The sequence below is a fragment of the Streptomyces sp. NPDC051567 genome, from assembly GCF_044454165.1.
Lineage (GTDB): Bacteria > Actinomycetota > Actinomycetes > Streptomycetales > Streptomycetaceae > Streptomyces.
This window is the reverse complement of record NZ_JBITDK010000001.1, coordinates 411,432-426,828: the sequence shown is the minus strand read 5'-3', so window position 1 is coordinate 426,828 and position 15,397 is coordinate 411,432. Positions and strand designations below refer to the sequence as shown.

Annotated in this window: 13 protein-coding genes, 1 tRNA gene and 1 other RNA gene; 3 read left to right on the top strand and 12 right to left on the bottom strand. The window is 70.7% G+C overall.

The annotated features are described in order from the left end of the window. Nucleotides 1-187: 187 nt before the first annotated feature. The 4 genes from ACIA5F_RS01965 to ffs all read right to left on the bottom strand — a co-directional run bounded on the left by ACIA5F_RS01965 (nucleotide 188) and on the right by ffs (nucleotide 5,968). Nucleotides 188-1,981, bottom strand: a complete 1,794-nt coding sequence (locus tag ACIA5F_RS01965; RefSeq protein ID WP_399348059.1) for a hypothetical protein — start codon at nucleotides 1,979-1,981, stop codon at nucleotides 188-190. Nucleotides 1,982-2,347: 366 nt separating this feature from the next. After that, entirely contained in the window at nucleotides 2,348-3,604 is a 1,257-nt protein-coding gene (gene purD / locus ACIA5F_RS01960) for a phosphoribosylamine--glycine ligase (RefSeq protein WP_399348057.1), read from the bottom strand. A 60-nt stretch (nucleotides 3,605-3,664) separates the two neighbouring features. Further along, a complete protein-coding gene (locus ACIA5F_RS01955; RefSeq protein WP_399348055.1) occupies nucleotides 3,665-5,803 on the bottom strand; it encodes a DNA polymerase III subunit gamma and tau in 2,139 nt (712 codons plus the stop codon). A 66-nt stretch (nucleotides 5,804-5,869) separates the two neighbouring features. Further along, an RNA gene (gene ffs, locus ACIA5F_RS01950) (signal recognition particle sRNA small type) lies at nucleotides 5,870-5,968 on the bottom strand. Nucleotides 5,969-6,076: 108 nt separating this feature from the next. Between ffs and ACIA5F_RS01945 the strand changes: the two genes are divergently transcribed. Continuing rightward, nucleotides 6,077-6,164, top strand: a tRNA-Ser gene (locus ACIA5F_RS01945). A gap of 203 nt (nucleotides 6,165-6,367) precedes the next feature. On the opposite strand, the gene ACIA5F_RS01940 is transcribed toward ACIA5F_RS01945, so the two are convergent. After that, nucleotides 6,368-6,796 carry a type II toxin-antitoxin system VapC family toxin gene (locus ACIA5F_RS01940; RefSeq protein WP_399348053.1) on the bottom strand — a complete coding sequence of 143 codons (429 nt, stop codon included), beginning with the start codon at nucleotides 6,794-6,796 and terminating at the stop codon, nucleotides 6,368-6,370. Further along, complete coding sequence (locus tag ACIA5F_RS01935; protein WP_399348051.1) at nucleotides 6,793-7,080, bottom strand: hypothetical protein; 288 nt, start codon at nucleotides 7,078-7,080, stop codon at nucleotides 6,793-6,795. Before ACIA5F_RS01935 ends, ACIA5F_RS01940 begins: the two co-directional genes overlap by 4 nt. A gap of 304 nt (nucleotides 7,081-7,384) precedes the next feature. Here ACIA5F_RS01935 and ACIA5F_RS01930 point away from each other — a divergent pair, with 304 nt between their 5' ends. Both ACIA5F_RS01930 and ACIA5F_RS01925 read left to right on the top strand, forming a co-directional pair. Beyond that, a complete protein-coding gene (locus ACIA5F_RS01930; RefSeq protein WP_399348174.1) occupies nucleotides 7,385-7,744 on the top strand; it encodes a hypothetical protein in 360 nt (119 codons plus the stop codon). Next, nucleotides 7,707-8,354, top strand: coding sequence for a hypothetical protein (locus ACIA5F_RS01925; RefSeq protein WP_399348049.1), 648 nt, complete (start codon nucleotides 7,707-7,709; stop codon nucleotides 8,352-8,354). The genes ACIA5F_RS01930 and ACIA5F_RS01925 overlap by 38 nt, the downstream gene beginning before the upstream one ends. Before the next feature lie 214 nt (nucleotides 8,355-8,568). Here the strand turns inward: ACIA5F_RS01925 and ACIA5F_RS01920 are convergent, their stop codons facing one another. The 6 genes from ACIA5F_RS01920 to ACIA5F_RS01895 form a co-directional block, all read right to left on the bottom strand. Then, a complete protein-coding gene (locus ACIA5F_RS01920; RefSeq protein WP_399348048.1) occupies nucleotides 8,569-8,850 on the bottom strand; it encodes a hypothetical protein in 282 nt (93 codons plus the stop codon). Beyond that, on the bottom strand, nucleotides 8,834-9,610 hold the full coding sequence (locus ACIA5F_RS01915; protein WP_399348047.1) for a hypothetical protein: 777 nt from the start codon (nucleotides 9,608-9,610) through the stop codon (nucleotides 8,834-8,836). Before ACIA5F_RS01915 ends, ACIA5F_RS01920 begins: the two co-directional genes overlap by 17 nt. Beyond that, entirely contained in the window at nucleotides 9,607-10,920 is a 1,314-nt protein-coding gene (locus tag ACIA5F_RS01910; RefSeq protein WP_399348046.1) for a hypothetical protein, read from the bottom strand. The genes ACIA5F_RS01915 and ACIA5F_RS01910 overlap by 4 nt, the downstream gene beginning before the upstream one ends. Next, nucleotides 10,917-12,908: a hypothetical protein gene (locus tag ACIA5F_RS01905; RefSeq protein ID WP_399348044.1), complete on the bottom strand. Its 1,992-nt coding sequence runs from the start codon at nucleotides 12,906-12,908 to the stop codon at nucleotides 10,917-10,919. The genes ACIA5F_RS01910 and ACIA5F_RS01905 overlap by 4 nt, the downstream gene beginning before the upstream one ends. After that, on the bottom strand, nucleotides 12,905-13,705 hold the full coding sequence (locus tag ACIA5F_RS01900) for a toll/interleukin-1 receptor domain-containing protein (RefSeq protein ID WP_399348042.1): 801 nt from the start codon (nucleotides 13,703-13,705) through the stop codon (nucleotides 12,905-12,907). Before ACIA5F_RS01900 ends, ACIA5F_RS01905 begins: the two co-directional genes overlap by 4 nt. 212 nt (nucleotides 13,706-13,917) lie before the next feature. Further along, nucleotides 13,918-15,141, bottom strand: coding sequence for a helix-turn-helix domain-containing protein (locus ACIA5F_RS01895; protein WP_399348168.1), 1,224 nt, complete (start codon nucleotides 15,139-15,141; stop codon nucleotides 13,918-13,920). Nucleotides 15,142-15,397 lie beyond the last annotated feature (256 nt).

The following is a 15,397-nucleotide window of genomic DNA, read 5'->3' as shown; positions in this document are numbered from 1 at the left end:
GTGGGGGGATGGTGCGGGGTCCGGGTGGGGCAGGTGGGGCAGGTGGGGCCCTTGTGGTCCGGGGGGCAGAGCAAGGCGGAGCAGCCGGGCAGGGCAGGGGGAGGCCGGGGCCCGGGCCGCCCCCGGCCGGGGGCCGCCCCCGGCCGGACCCCGGCCAGGGGCGTCGTGCCGGGTGGGCCGGGGCCCGTCAGACCAGGCGGACCGGCTTCTCCGGGCGTACGCCGAGCTCCGCGAGCCAGTCCCGCAGGGGCTCGGGGTCCCCGTCCTCCACCAGGCAGAGCACGCGCGCCGCCAGATCCGACCGGCGGGCGCCACCGACCAGCAGGACCGGGCCGTCGAGCCAGTCCAGTCCGGGCGCGGCCCCGGCCGAGTCCACGGCCGCGCAGCACACCATCGCCGTCACGTGGTCGGCCAGCAGGTCCCGCGCGCTGCGCGGCGGCTGGAGCGGGAAGAGCGGTACCGCGTCCGCGCCGCGCGCCTTCCCGGACCCGGCGGCGGGGAAGGCCGTCCGCTCCTCGCGGGCCAGGTCCCCGCTGAGCCGCCCGGCCAGCGCCTCCCCGGCCGCGCCCTCACCGGTGGGGTCCGTGAGGTGCGCCAGCACCCGCTCCAGGGTGGGCCCGGCGAAGCCGTCCGCCGCGGGCGCCGGTACGGGGGGCGGGCGCCCGTGCGGGCTCCGCCCGGGGTCCCGCTCGGGCGGGGGCCCGGCCCCCGCGTCCGGTCCGCCGGCCCTGACCGGCACGGTCCGTCCGGCCTGCGCGGTGGCTCCGGTGGCTCCGGGCGGTGCGGTGCCCGCTGCGGGACCGGGCGCCGGCGCCGCCGGTACGGCCAGGGCGTCCAGCGCCGCGTGCAGGCGGGCCGCCTCCGTACGCCACTTGCGGTCCACGACCTCCTCCGGGTAGGCCGCCCACTCCACCGGGGACCAGTCCGGCCCGCACTCGGCCGGGCCTCCGTGGAAGAGCCGCGCGGCCAGCAGCGAGGCGGCCTCGTCCACCGCTCCGGGCTGTTCCAGCAGGTCACAGGCGGGGCGTTCGCCCAGCCGGGAGGCGAACCCCTCGGCCAGCCGGTCCCGCCGGGACAGCTCGGTCAGCGCGGAGACCACCCCCGCGTCGAGGTGCGCGGGCCAGCGGCCCATCCGCCAGGCGGGCAGCGCGACCCGGGTCAGCAGCCGGTCCCAGCCCGCGTAGGCGAGGCCGACCTGTTCCTGGGCGACGATGCGCAGCCCGTAGTCCACACCCTGTGCACGCTCCGAGGCGGCGGCGGCGACCCCGCGCTCCATCTCGGCGGCGTCCACCCGGCACAGCCGCAGCAGCAGCCGCGCGGGGCGGGCGATCCAGCCGAGGCCGGGCCCGGCGCCCACGTCGACGGCGGCGTCCAGCCCCCGGACGAAGCGGCGCGCGTCGGCTATGTCCGGGTGTGCGGAGGGGCCCGTGCCGGCGACGACCGGCGCGAGGACCGCGCGGAGCTCCGCGACCCGCATCCACCACAGGAACGGCGAGCCGATCACCAGGACGGGGGCGGCCCCCGGCCGGGACTCCGGGCCGGGGGAGACGGCGGCCCGGCGGTGTGCCGGGTGGGTCCGGTCCTCCAGCCAGCTGTCGCAGTCGGGCGTCAGGGCTATCGCGGAGGGCGGCGGCACGTCCATGCGGTCCGCCAGGTCCCGCACCAGCCGGTAGAGGTCGGGGGCGGCGGCCTCGGAGAGCGCCACCGTCGGCGTCACGGCGGGTCTGGCCCGCAGCACCACGGCGGCGAGGACTCCGCCGGCCAGCAGCACCAGCCCGGCGGCCGCGCAGACCACGAGGATCACGGCCCGCCAGGGCTCACCGGCCAGCCGGCCCGTCGTCCGGGCGGCCACCAGCACCACCGCCAGGGCGGCGGGTGTCAGGACGAGCGCCAGGGCGGTACTGCGCACGCGCAGCACGGCCAGGGCCCGGGAACGCGCGGACGGCGCGCCCACTTCCACGGTCGAACCGGTTCCGGACACGGCCGGACCTCACCCCCTCTGCCCTGCGGCGGCGTTGCTCACTCCCCCACTGTGACACCCGTCACCGACATCGCAATGCCGGTGGGCCAAGTGCCGGAACGCTTGCGCCGCACCCTAGTTGGGGCGTGCCCGAACGTCAGGCATACCAACCGACGATCACCCGATGGAATGGCTTTGGGCAAAGGTGGGTGCGTTCGAACACGGCCGGATGCACTCGCACGCGCGGACCCGTGCGCGCATCGTGCGCACCGGGCCCGTGGCCGCCCCGCCCGGCAGGTCGGCCGGGCGGGGCGGGGGAGCGGAGGGGGACGGACCGGGCGGGGACCGTGGGGACGGCCGGGGAGGGCGGGGCGGGCGGGGGCCCGGTCAGCGGTGCGCGGCGGCCTCGGCGGCGATGTCCGTGCGGTGCTGCGCGCCGTCCAGCCGAATCCGCGCGACCGCCTTATACGCCTTCTCCCGGGCCTGTGCCAGATCGGAACCGGTCGCCGTCACGGACAGCACCCGTCCGCCCGCGCTGACGACCGCGTCGCCCTCGCGCCGGGTCCCGGCGTGCAGGACGTACGTGTCGGGGCCGTCCTCGGCGGCCACCTCGGCCAGGCCCTCGATCGGGTCGCCGGTGCGCGGGTCCCCCGGGTAGTTGTGCGAGGCGATGACGACGGTGACGGCCGCGTCCTCGTGCCAGTTCAGCGGGGGCTCGGCGGCCAGGGTGCCGTTGGCGGCGTTCAGCAGCACGCTCGCGAGCGGGGTGCGCAGGCGCGCCAGGACCACCTGGGTCTCGGGGTCGCCGAAGCGGGCGTTGAACTCGATGACCCGGACCCCGCGGCCGGTGAGGGCCAGGCCCGCGTAGAGCAGCCCGGAGAAGGGGGTGCCGCGGTGGCGCAGCTCGTCGACGGTGGGCTGGAGCACGCTCTCCATGACCTCGTCGACCAGTTTCGGGGCGGCCCAGGGCAGCGGGGAGTAAGCGCCCATGCCGCCGGTGTTGGGGCCCTCGTCGCCGTCGAGGGCGCGCTTGAAGTCCTGCGCGGGCTGGAGCGGCAGCACGGTGACGCCGTCGGTGATGGCGAAGAGGGAGACCTCCGGGCCGTCGAGGTACTCCTCGATGACGACGCGGTCGCAGCCGAGCGCGTGCGCGCGGGCGGCGTCCCGGTCCTCGGTGACCACGACGCCCTTGCCGGCCGCGAGGCCGTCGTCCTTGACGACGTAGGGGGCGCCGTGGAAGGCGTCGAGGGCCGCGTCGACCTCTTCCGGGGTGGTGCACACGTAGCTGCGCGCGGTCGGTACCCCGGCGGCGGCCATGACTTCCTTGGCGAACGCCTTGGAGCCCTCCAGCCGGGCCGCCTCGGCGGACGGGCCGAAGACGGGGACGCCGGCGGCGCGGACGCGGTCGGCGACCCCGGCGACCAGGGGCGCCTCCGGGCCGACGACGACGAGGCCGACACCGAGTTCGGTGGCGAGACGGGCGACGGCGTCGCCGTCGAGGGCGTCGACGGGCCGCACCTCCGCCACCTCGGCGATGCCGGCGTTGCCGGGAGCGCAGTAGAGCGCGGAGACGTCGGGGTCGAGGGACAGAGAGCGGCACAGGGCATGTTCGCGGGCGCCGCCGCCGATGACGAGGACCTTCACGCCGCTCAGCGTAGCCCGCGACGCCAAGGCCGCTTCGTGCGGCCACCCAATCAGGCGGGGCTACTCATTCGTATATTCCTCCACAACGGTCGCTCCCAGCTCGCGCACGATGAGCTCGTGTCCGGTCAGGGCGCTGTCCACCAGGTCCGGATCGTCCGCCTCCGGCACGTCGTCCTCGGGGGCGACGGGCGGCGGCTGCGGGGGTGCCTGCGGTACGGAGGGCTGCGGCGCGGGAGCGGCCTGCCGGGGACGGTCCGGCTGCTGCCGGGCGGGGGCCGGGGCGGCCGGGGACGGGCTGTAGGCGGGGGCGGCCGACGGGGCCGCGTACGCGCTCGTCACGGGCGTGGGGCCCGCGCCGCCCACGACGGCGTCGATCTTCCAGTTGACCTGGAACTGCTCGGCCAGGACCGCCTTGAGCACCTCCTCGCTGCCGCTGCTCGCGAAGTTGTCGCGGGCTCCGGCGTTGGGGAAGCCGAGCTGGAGGGTGGTTCCGTCGAAACCGGCGACCTGGGCGTTCTGGCTGAGCAGGATCCAGGTGAAGCGGCGGCGGTTCTTGACGGCCTCCAGGACGCCGGGCCACATCGCCTGGACCTGCCCGGCCCCGGCGGCCATGCCGGGTGAGGCGACGGGCGGTGCGGCGGGTGCGGGGGCCTGAGGGGCCGGGGCGGCGGGCGCCGGGGCGGCGGCCGGAGCGCCCTGTCCGGGCGCGACCGCGCTGGGCCAGGCCCCGGGCTGCGCGGCCCCGGGCCAGGCACCGGGCGCGGGAGCCGCCGCCGGGGCCTGTGGGGCCACGGGTGCGGGGGTGGGAGTCGGCGCCGGTGCGGGGACGGGCGCCGGTGCGGGCGGCGCGCCCACGGCCTCCGGCTCCGGCACAGGGGCCCGTACGGGCTCGGGAGGACGCACGGGCTCGGGAGGACGTACGGCGGCACGCGCGGCGACGGCTCCGCCACCGGGACCGGCGGGGGCCATGGCATGGGCCTCGGGCCCGGCCACGTACCCCATCGCGGGCGCGGCGCCCGGCCCGGAGGGGAACACGGGCGGCCCGCTCCGCTCCAGCCGGTCGAGCCGGGCCTGGAAGGACCGCTCGTCGTCGAAGGCGGCGGGCAGCAGCACGCGGGCACAGATCAGCTCCAGCTGGAGCCGGGGCGAGGTCGCGCCCCGCATCTCGGTGAGCCCGGTGTTGACCAGGTCGGCGGCGCGCGACAGCTCGGCGGCCCCGAACACCGACGCCTGGGCCTGCATCCGCTCCACGAGATCGGCGGGGGCGTCGATCAGCCCCTTCTCCCCGGCATCGGGCACGGCGGCCAGGATCACCAGGTCGCGCAGCCGCTCCAGCAGGTCGGCGACGAACCGGCGCGGGTCGTTCCCGCCCTCCACCACCCGGTCCACGACCTCGAACGCGGCGGCCCCGTCCCCGGCGGCGAAGGCGTCGACCACCGAGTCGAGCAGCGACCCGTCCGTGTACCCGAGCAGCGAGGTGGCCATGGCGTACGTCACACCGTCGTCGGCGGCGCCGGCGAGCAGCTGGTCCATGACGGACATCGAGTCGCGCACGGAACCGGCGCCCGCGCGGACGACGAGCGGCAGCACGCCGTCCTCGACCAGGGCGCCCTCCCGGCCGCAGACCTCGCCCAGGTACTCCCGCAGGGTCCCGGGCGGCACCAGACGGAAGGGGTAGTGGTGCGTCCGGGACCGGATGGTCCCGATCACCTTCTCCGGTTCGGTCGTGGCGAAGATGAACTTGAGGTGCTCCGGCGGCTCCTCGACCACCTTCAGCAGGGCGTTGAAGCCCGCCGAGGTGACCATGTGGGCCTCGTCGATGATGTAGATCTTGTAGCGGCTGGCGGCCGGGCCGAAGAACGCCTTCTCCCGCAGGTCACGGGCGTCGTCCACACCACCGTGCGAGGCGGCGTCGATCTCGATGACGTCGATGGACCCGGGACCGTTGCGCGCCAGGTCCCGGCAGGACTGGCACTCCCCGCAGGGGGTCGGGGTGGGTCCCTGTTCGCAGTTCAGGCAGCGGGCGAGGATCCGCGCGCTGGTGGTCTTGCCGCACCCTCGCGGCCCGCTGAACAGGTACGCGTGATTGACCCGGTTGTTCCGCAGGGCCTGCATCAGCGGTGCAGTGACATGCTCCTGACCGATGACCTCGGCGAACGACTCGGGGCGGTAGCGGCGGTACAGCGCAAGGGACGACACGTATACGAGGTTATCCGGGCCCACCGACAACAGCGGCCCATCGGCCGCGACCGGACCCGCCCCGGAACGCAAAGCGCCCCCCACGCACCCGCCAGAGCCCACTTACCCTTGCTGCCTTCCGGCCCTGGGGGAGTTGGGTGAGATAGCGCCACGTGAGGGGCTGGGCCCCACCCTAGCGGATGTACCCCCCGGGAATCGAGCCGGACCCCGCCCGGAGCACCGGAGGACGATCACGTTCGCGAGCACCCCTCAACGTCTTGTATTGTTTGCGGCGGAGGATTCGCCTAGTGGCCTAGGGCGCACGCTTGGAAAGCGTGTTGGGGGCAACCCCTCACGAGTTCGAATCTCGTATCCTCCGCCATTGCTCTCACCGGGCAATACGTTGAAGAGCCCCACCGCTTGCGGTGGGGCTCTTCGCGTTGCCCGGCACGGCCGGGACACTCCGGGTACCTGAAGGCCCCGACCGGGAAACCGGCCGGAGTCTTCTGCGTTCCGTGGCCCCCGCCCGAGTCTCGCCCATTTGCCCCACAATCAGATATTTCCCTACGTTCCGGCTTCGATGGTCTATCCCTCGTACTCCCAAGGGTTCAGCAGGAGCGCACCTGATCGCGCCAGATGCTTGATGTTGCGGCTCACCAGCGTCCAGCCGTTCGCCAGGGCGGTGGCAGCGATCAGCGCATCGGGTGGATCGATGCTGGTTCCGGCACTCTTGAGCCTCCGGTGAAGAGCGAGATAGGCGAGCGCCTCCCGCTCGCCGACGGCGGCGATCCGGTCACGGTACTGATCGCGGATGTCCATGAGCGCCCGCTCGAAAACCGTACGCCGCACCGGATCAGGTGTTCCCTCAATGCCGGCTTCGATCTCTGCAACCGTGATGACGCTCAGGTGGAGGGCAGGAGACGGAACCGATCGAGCCCATGCGACGACGGCCGGGGCGGGCTTCGGCCGGGTGGTGATCTCGGCGACCACATTGGTGTCGAGCAGATAGATCACTCGCCGTCCGCCGCATCGTCGTAGGGCCGCTGCCCGAACTCCAGACCCTCGAACGGGACCGCCGTAAGCCGCTCAAGGAATCCGTCGCTGCCCAGCGTCGCCCAGCGGTGGAGCATGTCGGGCAAGGCATCGATGTCGGTATCGGCCAGCTCGGCATCGAAGTGACCGAGCTGATGCTCGGGCAGAGACTCCCGGATCTCCCGGATCGTCCGTAGCGGATGGGGTTGGGGACGGGGCTCTTCGGGTCTGCGCGGCGGGAGCGGCAGATTCGGGGCAGTACTCATGATCGGCTCCTCCACGCTGTGGTCACGGGCTCATGCCTGAAGACCACCCTAGGCCGGGCGGCCCGGGAGAGGGTCGTAAACGACCCGAATCCGAGCTTTGACGGGACCCGTCCGCCGAGTCGGTGCCGGCTGTGTCCGGCAGCCACCCTCTGCCGGCGACAGCGATGCCCCTTGGGCTGGAACCGGCTGAACGAAGCTGTCGGGCTGAGCACCATGGGGAGCACCGTCTTTTAGCAGGTCGCGTACACCGTGTCATCGGGACATGGCGAAGACCAGCTGTCGTCCCCTCCACCGAAGGTAGCGAATGACGCAGAGCACAGCCGCCCTAGCCGGACGCTTCCACACAGGGCGTTTGTCCGAGGGACTGCCCCAGGCCTTGCATGCCTGGCGTGTCACCACCGACGATGCCGATGCAGCTGCCCGTGTCGCCGGCTTCCTGGGTGGCGAACCTCGACCGAACGAAGGGACAGGAGGAGCCGGCCTTGCCTACGAAGTGCTGACGAGCCGCGAGAGCGTACGCGTTCTCCTGGACGGGCCTGACGCGGTGGCGGCCCATATGGTCCTCCGGGGCAGTACGGGCATCATCCACGAGTGCGACGGCGTGGAGTTCCTGTCACCGGCAGAGGATGAAGGGCCGGCCCTGCGGCTGTCCTCCGTTGCTTGAGGACAGAAAGCTGGCGGCCAGGAATGGCCGCGGACCGACGCCGTCCACCGACATCACCTTCCGGATCGCAGCGGCACCCATGCTCGGCACGTTCCGCTTCATGACGGGCTCGTGGCATCTGGCCGTACAGCTCTCCGACCTGACGGACGCGCTGGAACGGGTCGACGGCCCGGCCGTCTGCGACCTCACCATCGAGCTCGTCGTCCACACGACCAAGACGGGCCGAAGCTTCTGCTATCGAAAGCCGGTGGTCACGGTGCTCGGCAGCCCCGACACCATTGCACCCGAATCCCCGCCGGCTGCGGAACCCACACCTGTTCCGGCACCATCCGCACCCCACCGCAAGGCCAGGCGGGCCCCTGAATCCACCGCCCCGTCCGTGCCTGAGTCGCGCCACTCGGTCTCGGTCAGCGTGGATGCCCATCTGCTCCGCCGGGCCGCCCAGGTCCTGGGCACCGGCGACCACCAGGAAACCGTCGCCACCGCCCTGTCAGAGATCCTGGCAGGCCGGCAGCAGACCACGGAGCTTGCCCGGCTGCGAGAGCATGTCGGACACATCGCCGCCCTCGCGGGACAAGCACTCCAAAGCCGGGAGTCCTCACTCACCTGACCGGCTCCGATCGTCTCGCAGTGATCACCGGCAGCCGGGACTGGCTGTTCTCGGTCCTGGTCTCGTTCACCTCAGTCCGAGACTGTTCGGACAGATCTGGACCGAACACGCCACCGCAGGTCAGGATGTACACGGCCCTCTCCGGACGGCCGTACGAACATGTGGAGAGCGTGTTGTAGCCGCCCCGTTCCAGGGACTCGTCCTTTCTTACACGTCAGGTGTCGGTCTTCCCGTCGGCGAACCGTGCCCCTGCCTCGAAGTCGTCATGGTGCACCCGCACATCCTGGATGCCCAGTGCACGCATCAGATCCGGCATCCGCACCACGTACGTCCGCCCGATCTTTCGCAGCGGGCAGGGGAAGTCACCGCGTCTTGCTTGTTTGTACGCAGTGGTCAGGCCCAGGTCCAACGCATCCGCAGCAGTCCGCAGCCCGACCTCCGCGGGGAGACCGAACACTGCCGAGAAAGGCACGGACTCATCACGATGACGCTTCATGAGCAGGCCCCCACATCTCGAACAGGGTGGGCTGTTCGCTCAGCGCGCGATGGCCCCCGCCACGTGGCCGTAGTGGCCGGGACCGGCTGGTCCGCCGCACCTGTCGCACATGCGCCACAAGACCCAGGCGATGTGCCAGCGCGCCCAGGCGTTCGCCCTGCGCCTGTTGGGCGAGGGTCCTGGACATCAGGTCAACGGATACGATGCCGCTGGGTGTCCTGGTCATGGGTTGGGGCACGCCCTCTTCCCGCACCATGTCCCATTCCCCTACCGGGGTCTCCTTCGGACCACGTCGTCCGGTCCGCCATCCGGCGACGAACGCCGCGTCCATCAGGTGCTGCTCGACATCCGCCGCAGCATCTCCCTTGATGACCCGTGCGCCTTCCAGCGCTCCTTGCAGCAGTGCGGAGCCGACATCGGCCCGCTCGGCTCCCGTCCGGCGGGCGATCGAGTGCGCCGCTCCACGCAATCGAGGTGCGAGCAGCCACACGGCGATCAGCATCCAGTTCCGTTCGTTCCCGGCCGAGGACTCCTCACGGAGGTGGCACGCGATGTGACGCCAAACGGCAGTTCGTTCAGGATGACCGGATTCGCCACTACAGGCCCGGGACCTGAGGTCGTCCAGCGAAAGAAGTTCTCCGTTCCCGCACGACGCGGTGCCCGCACCTGCGGGCCCGCACACCCGCACCGTGCCGACGTACTGCTCCTCGACGGATGCACAGATACGGGTGAAGACATCGGAGGCAGGCGACACGCTCACCACTCGCCTCCTTCTCGATCCCGGCCGGGACCGTCCTGCACCGCGCCCCCAGGACCCGGCCAGGTGGGCTCACCGGCTTCGGACACCAGGCCCTCGGGCGTGACCTGCCAGCCACCGGTACGCGGCGGTTGCACTCGGTCGGACCGGTGGCCGGTGTCCGAAGGTGGCGGGTAACCGCTACCGGCAGTCGGCGGCGGCTCCTCTCCGCTGTCCTCGAACGAACCGGCAGAGGTGTGCCCGCCGTCCTGGCCTGCCCCGCGCAGGTTCATGCGGATGTTCTCCGCGGCCTCCGGCCGGCCTGCCGCGTCGGAGATCCCAGCGAGGCGGTACAGGAACACCGCACGCTCGGTCGTTCCCTCGGCGAGCCCCATCTCGTCCAGCAGGACGGAGAGGGTATCGATCGGTGGCTGGTGCCCCGCCCTCCCCTGGCCGGGCCAGCTGGGCGGCGGAGCCTCCTCGCCGATCGGCTCCGGGTGGTCGAACCCGCCACTAGGCTCCTCCCCGGCCATGCTCTCGCGCGCCCTGAACAGATCGCGGTACGCCTCTGGGATCTCCTCGTCGTTGGCTGCGGCGGACAGAACCGTGAGGGGGGCGATCATCTCCACCGCGCGCTCGATCTGGTCATCGTGCCGGGCCATCCACCACACCACCGCGCTGCCGGGACTCTGCAGGACGTCCTCGCCGAGGTACTCGCGGAGACTCCGCTCGTGCTGCCGGCGGCTCTCCCACGTATCCATGGCTTTGCGTAGTCCGTCCAGTTCCTCCAGATGTTCCTGGTCCCTCTGCCGCAGGACGAGTCTGATGTCCGTGGCGAACGCGGACACCAGCCCCGCGTAGTCAGGCATCGGTGCACCCAGGAAACCCTCCAGCTCACGCTCCAGAAAGGCGCACCGACTGGGGTGTTCCGCCGATGTCATTCTCCGCACGCGCTGCAGTACGGATGTCGCGGCCAGAGCGGCCGGGTTCCCGTGCGTCGAAGCAGTACTCCCTTCGACAAGCCGCCACGAAACCGTCGCGGAGAAGAGAAACGGGCAGTCCGCCACGGTGCTCTCGACCGGCACCACCACCACGTATGTCTCCTGGTAGGGGAGCTCGGCCGGAGGTTCCGGTGCGGCTTCGTCTGGCTCGGCAGCATGCCTGGCATGGGCACCCCCCGAACGCGGCACGACCATGTCGGCCAGAAAAGCGCCGGCACCGAGCGTCGGCAGCAGGAACCACAACCAGTTCGGCCAGTCGAGCACAGCCCCCACGATCAGCACGGCGGCAATGATGACGGCGGACACAAGGCGTGTGAGGTGATGGACATTCATGTGCTATCCCTGGTCACTCGTGCGCCCGGACCGGACGGGGCGCTCCCGATTCCTTGTGCGAGGTCGATTTCACGGCAGAACCTGTCGGCCGTGTGCGTCCCGCTCTCGCCCAGCGTCTGCTGCCCGGCTTCGGCAGGCCGCTCGTCGGACCAGTCGCAGGTCGTCACATAGAGCTGGTCCAGCAGAGCCCGGTCGCCCGAAGCGGCGAGCAGTAGCGCGGTGAGAACCTGGTCACTCGCCTGCCGTCGCGCGACCAAGGTGAGCCATCTCCGTACGGCTGGGGTCCAGACGGCCGGTGGCCGGCCTGCCATGACGGTCCGCCAGGCCAGCGCGAACTCCTGCCAGGGAGGGGCGATGCCCATTCCGGACGGGTCCAGCAGAGCCACAAGTACGTCCATGCACCGCTCGTCCGACCTCGCCTTCTGGAGGAGGGGGTGCACCAACCGTGTGTACATCCGACGGTTGCCCCGGGCCAGTTTCAGCAGAGCTGTACGGGCTGCCAGCGCGGTGACCTCGGGGTTGTCCCGTCTCAGCGCGAGATGGCGGAGTCTGACCATGGCCTGTTCGGGGTGGGTGACCGCTATGACATGGCGGCAGACGTCCGTCAGCACACGGGCGAGATCCGGTGGGAGCCGCGATGCTGTCACCCATTGGTAGACACGGGAACGGAACCGTGAACCGTACTGCTCGTGGCTGAGACCCAGTTCGAGTACCGCAGCGGCCTCGGCGCGCAGCCGCCCCCCTGCGGAAGGATCTGTCCATTTCTCGATGAGCAGGTACAGGTCATCCGCCCTGCCGACCGAGAGCGCCTGCTCCGCGAATCGGTCGGCGAGCCGCGCCCGGTCCTCCGAGCCTAGTTCGGGGAGTGCCATGCACTGCATGACCCAGTCCCGGAAACCCCGGCGGAGTTCGGGAAAGTTCTCCCAGAAGTGCCTTCTGACCGCGCTGTCATAAGCGAGTCTGGCAAATCTCACACGGCCGTCGTCCTCCCGGACCAGGGAGAGCTTCTCGAACTGTTCGCCGAGTCCTTCCTGCACCAATCTCGGCGTCTCGTCCTTCGGGTACCGCAGCACTTCCAGGAGGCTGTGCGCGGCGCCCAGAACCGTGTCCGCCGCCGCGCCGTGCGTCATGGCGGCAGCGAGCAGCAGAGCACGCTCCCGGCCCCCGGAGTGCTCCCGCAGCTGCCCTGCGACCTGCTGCGACCAGTTGGTCGCAGCAGCCACCGCCTCGTTCCGCCAGTCCGCGAAGTCCGTACCGTACCGGGCACTGTCCCGTGCCTGGACCACCAGTTCCGCCAAGCGGTCGAGCTCCCTCATCGGGGCCGCGGCGAACAGGTGGGTCAGCTCATCGGTGGCCAGGTGCTCGTACGCGAACCGCACGCCCCGCACCCGCAGATGCCTGCTGAGGACGGCCCGTCCACGTGGTCGTCCGAGGCCCACGGCCAGCGGAGCGAGGTCCGCGTCGAGCATCCATTCCAGACCGGCCGGAGCCACGGCGACCATGCGCGCACCGCATTTCTCGACGATCGACCGGTACAGCATGAGGGTCCGCTGCGCAGCCGGGTAGTCGCCGTCGCCCACACGGGAGAGGTCCAGCAGGTAGCGGTCGTCGGGCGACGGGTCCGGGACGCCTTCCTCCCGGTTCACCGGCAGTTCCTCGATCCGGCCGCCGGGTACCGATGTCTCCTCCAGCAGCATCGTCGCCGCCGCGCGTCGGCCCGACCCCGGCAGCCCGTCCAGGATCACCACGGTGCCCGGTTGCGTCAGCCGGTCGGCGGCTCGGCTGTAGCCGCGTGGCCGGATAAAGCATCTGGTGAGCCGGAGCCGGTGCTCCCGTACGATTTCCAGCCTCGCGGCGCCGCGCCTCACCAGCTGTTCTTCGACACCGATCGACCAGTTGTAGTTGTGGTTGTAGTTGTACTGAGCCCCGGCGCCGCTGTGCAGGGGCCCCCGTGGATCACTGATCGAGGTGCCGCCTGGACCGGTCAACGCTTCCCGTCCACGGGCCGTCCGTTCCGGTCCGTACCCTGGTTCAGGCTCCCGTGGTTGTCGGCCACGTAGTTCACGGTGCCTCCGTCGCTGGAGATACGCGGGCCCAGGTGCTGTTCGCGCGCCTGGTAGAGGGGACCGCTCCCCGTGTGGACCGGTCCCTGGGGCTCGCTGACGAAAGTTCCGGAGAAGTCACCGTTGAGGTTGCCGATCCCCCCGCGCTGACGGTGCTTGATCACATTGGCCCTCACCCGCGCGCCTGTGGCCCCGTCCGTGGCTTCCTCCGGCGGGACCGAGGGGGACCGGTACCCGTTGCTCCTTGCGGCGGCGGCGAGTTCGGGCAACAGCTTTACGAGGTCGTCGGCCAGCCCCATCAGGTCGGCATCCGCGTTGCGGTGGCTGAGCCTGCGGTACTGGCAGTCGGCGAGGTCTCCAATCTCCGCGGGAAGGTCCTCGTGGCGAAGCCGCTTCGCTCCCCCGACCAGCAGGGGGATGACGACTGCCCCGGTTTCGAGCGCCTCGGAGATCTCCCGACGGGTCCAGTCCTCCTCGTCCTCCAGGGGGCTCTGCCCGCCGGAGCTCCCGGCCTCCAGCCATCGGGGACCGATCACGGCCAGCAGAACGCTGCTGCGCCGGACGGCGGTGAGCAGTTCCTGAGGAAAGCGGCTCCCCGGACCAATGGACTTGCTCGCCCGGAATACGCTCTCGTTACCGAATACTCGCGAAAGCTCCCTGTCCACGAGCGTGGCGGTTGCTTCTTCGTCGTTGGTCCGGTAATTAACAAAAATCAAAGGCATGCAGGGATTCCGTCCTGTGTGACGCGTTCGGCCAGGTGAACAGTGCATCGTGAGCCGTTGCCTCCCGCATCGAAATGCCGGTCGCCATTCCGCTTACAGAAGGCATGAAGGATCACCACCGGGCGAGAATTGATCCCGGCCCGGCGTAAAAAAATGGTGCGATATTCAGCTGACTTCACATCGCTGGGGAGTCAGCGGCCAACCGGCGGCGGTCAGCCGGCGGCGGTCAGCACATTAGCCAGTGCGGGCCGAAGTCTGCGCACCGCAGGGTTTCCCTGGAACCGTGACCATTCACGGTCCAGCCGACGTGCGTCCGTTCGCACAGTCGCGGAGTGCATGACGCTCATGAAAGCCAGCAGTTCCCGAGCGGTTTCGCAGGATCTCTCGACCTCGCCCGAGGCTGCCAGCGCCAAGGCATGCCGGAGTCCGTACCGCGTCCGGGTGTTCAGGGCGTGCGGCGCGATGCGCCGGCATTCCCGTTCCAGAACGGCGGCTGCCTGCCCGGGGCGGCCCAGGTCGTACAGACACCATCCCGTCACCATGGAGACGGGGTCCGCCACCTGCGTGGTGCCGAGAACCGGGTTGCCCGGCTCGTCCTCCTCCACGGCCAGGAGATCACGTGCCCGGTCCAGCGCTTGCCCGCAAGCCTTCTCGTCGCCCGCGAGCGCATGTCCCTGAGCCTCCCGCTGGGCTGCCAGACCCCTGATCCGGGGAGGTGCGCCACTGCGCTGCGCCTGTTGCGCGAGCACAATGGTCCGGGCCGCGTCCCCGTTGTAGTACGTGACGAGCGCGCGACGCACCAGCGCGTAGTCCGCCAAGTGTTCGTCACCGCCGGCGCGGGCCAGTTCGACCGCCTCTGCGGTGGCGTTCAGCGCCCTCTCCTCGTCACCGTCCTCCTGAGCCATCCACCCGATGTATTCGGCAAACCGGGACGCCGTGACGAGCAGACCGGCCCGGAAAGGGCCGGTGGCACGAGAAGCCAGCGTGATCACGGTAGATGCCTGCGAGTGGAGAACGGGCAGTATCGCGGAGGGTGTCAGGCTCTGCCCCAACTGCTTCATCTGGTGCAGCTGGTCCTGGTAGAGAACGCCCGGAGGCAACTCCCTGTCATTGACATGGTCGGGCCGCCCGCCCTCCGGAAGACGAGTAGCGAGCAACGAGCCGACCCCTGTGGCAATCACCTGCCGACGCGCCGGCTTCGACTTCTTCGCCGCGGACTCCACCTCGGACGCGAACGTCTTCCGCAGTCGTCCACCGGCATTGAAATAGGCATCGCAGCGCTGGACAAGAATCATGGTAGGGGGATTGGACCCTCGCTCGATCTTCGAGAGATGCCCTCTGCTGTAGCTCGTGACCTCACCCAACTGCTCAAGCGTCATGCCCGCACCCTCACGCAGCCGACGAAGCTCCGCACCAAAACGTAACGGGATGTCCATAACCTGCCTTTCCGCACTCTCCTGATGGGTCACCAAACCACCCAACGGCCGCCTCTGCCGAAGATTCTGGCACGACCAGGCGTTGTTCTGCCGGGTAAATCGAAGTTTCATGTTTCCTCTTTCTTCACAGCTGTGCGAGCCGATGCACGCGTCCGTGTCCGTGTTGTCTGTGGGCACCGGCCGTCGGGCTGTGGGAATCCGTTGAGGTCGCAACGGTGCAGCGGCACTCCCGGAGGACAGGGCACCGTTCCACATC

What these genes read in the sequence shown, in the direction of transcription:
- ACIA5F_RS01900 (WP_399348042.1), bottom strand. Translation starts at nt 13,705, where the DNA reads ATGCCTTTGATTTTTGTTAATTACCGGACCAACGACGAAGAAGCAACC.
- ACIA5F_RS01895 (WP_399348168.1), bottom strand. Translation starts at nt 15,141, where the DNA reads ATGGACATCCCGTTACGTTTTGGTGCGGAGCTTCGTCGGCTGCGTGAG.
- ACIA5F_RS01935 (WP_399348051.1), bottom strand. Translation starts at nt 7,080, where the DNA reads ATGAGTACTGCCCCGAATCTGCCGCTCCCGCCGCGCAGACCCGAAGAG.
- ACIA5F_RS01910 (WP_399348046.1), bottom strand. Translation starts at nt 10,920, where the DNA reads ATGAATGTCCATCACCTCACACGCCTTGTGTCCGCCGTCATCATTGCC.
- ACIA5F_RS01930 (WP_399348174.1), top strand. Translation starts at nt 7,385, where the DNA reads ATGACGCAGAGCACAGCCGCCCTAGCCGGACGCTTCCACACAGGGCGT.
- ACIA5F_RS01920 (WP_399348048.1), bottom strand. Translation starts at nt 8,850, where the DNA reads ATGAAGCGTCATCGTGATGAGTCCGTGCCTTTCTCGGCAGTGTTCGGT.
- ACIA5F_RS01925 (WP_399348049.1), top strand. Translation starts at nt 7,707, where the DNA reads ATGAAGGGCCGGCCCTGCGGCTGTCCTCCGTTGCTTGAGGACAGAAAG.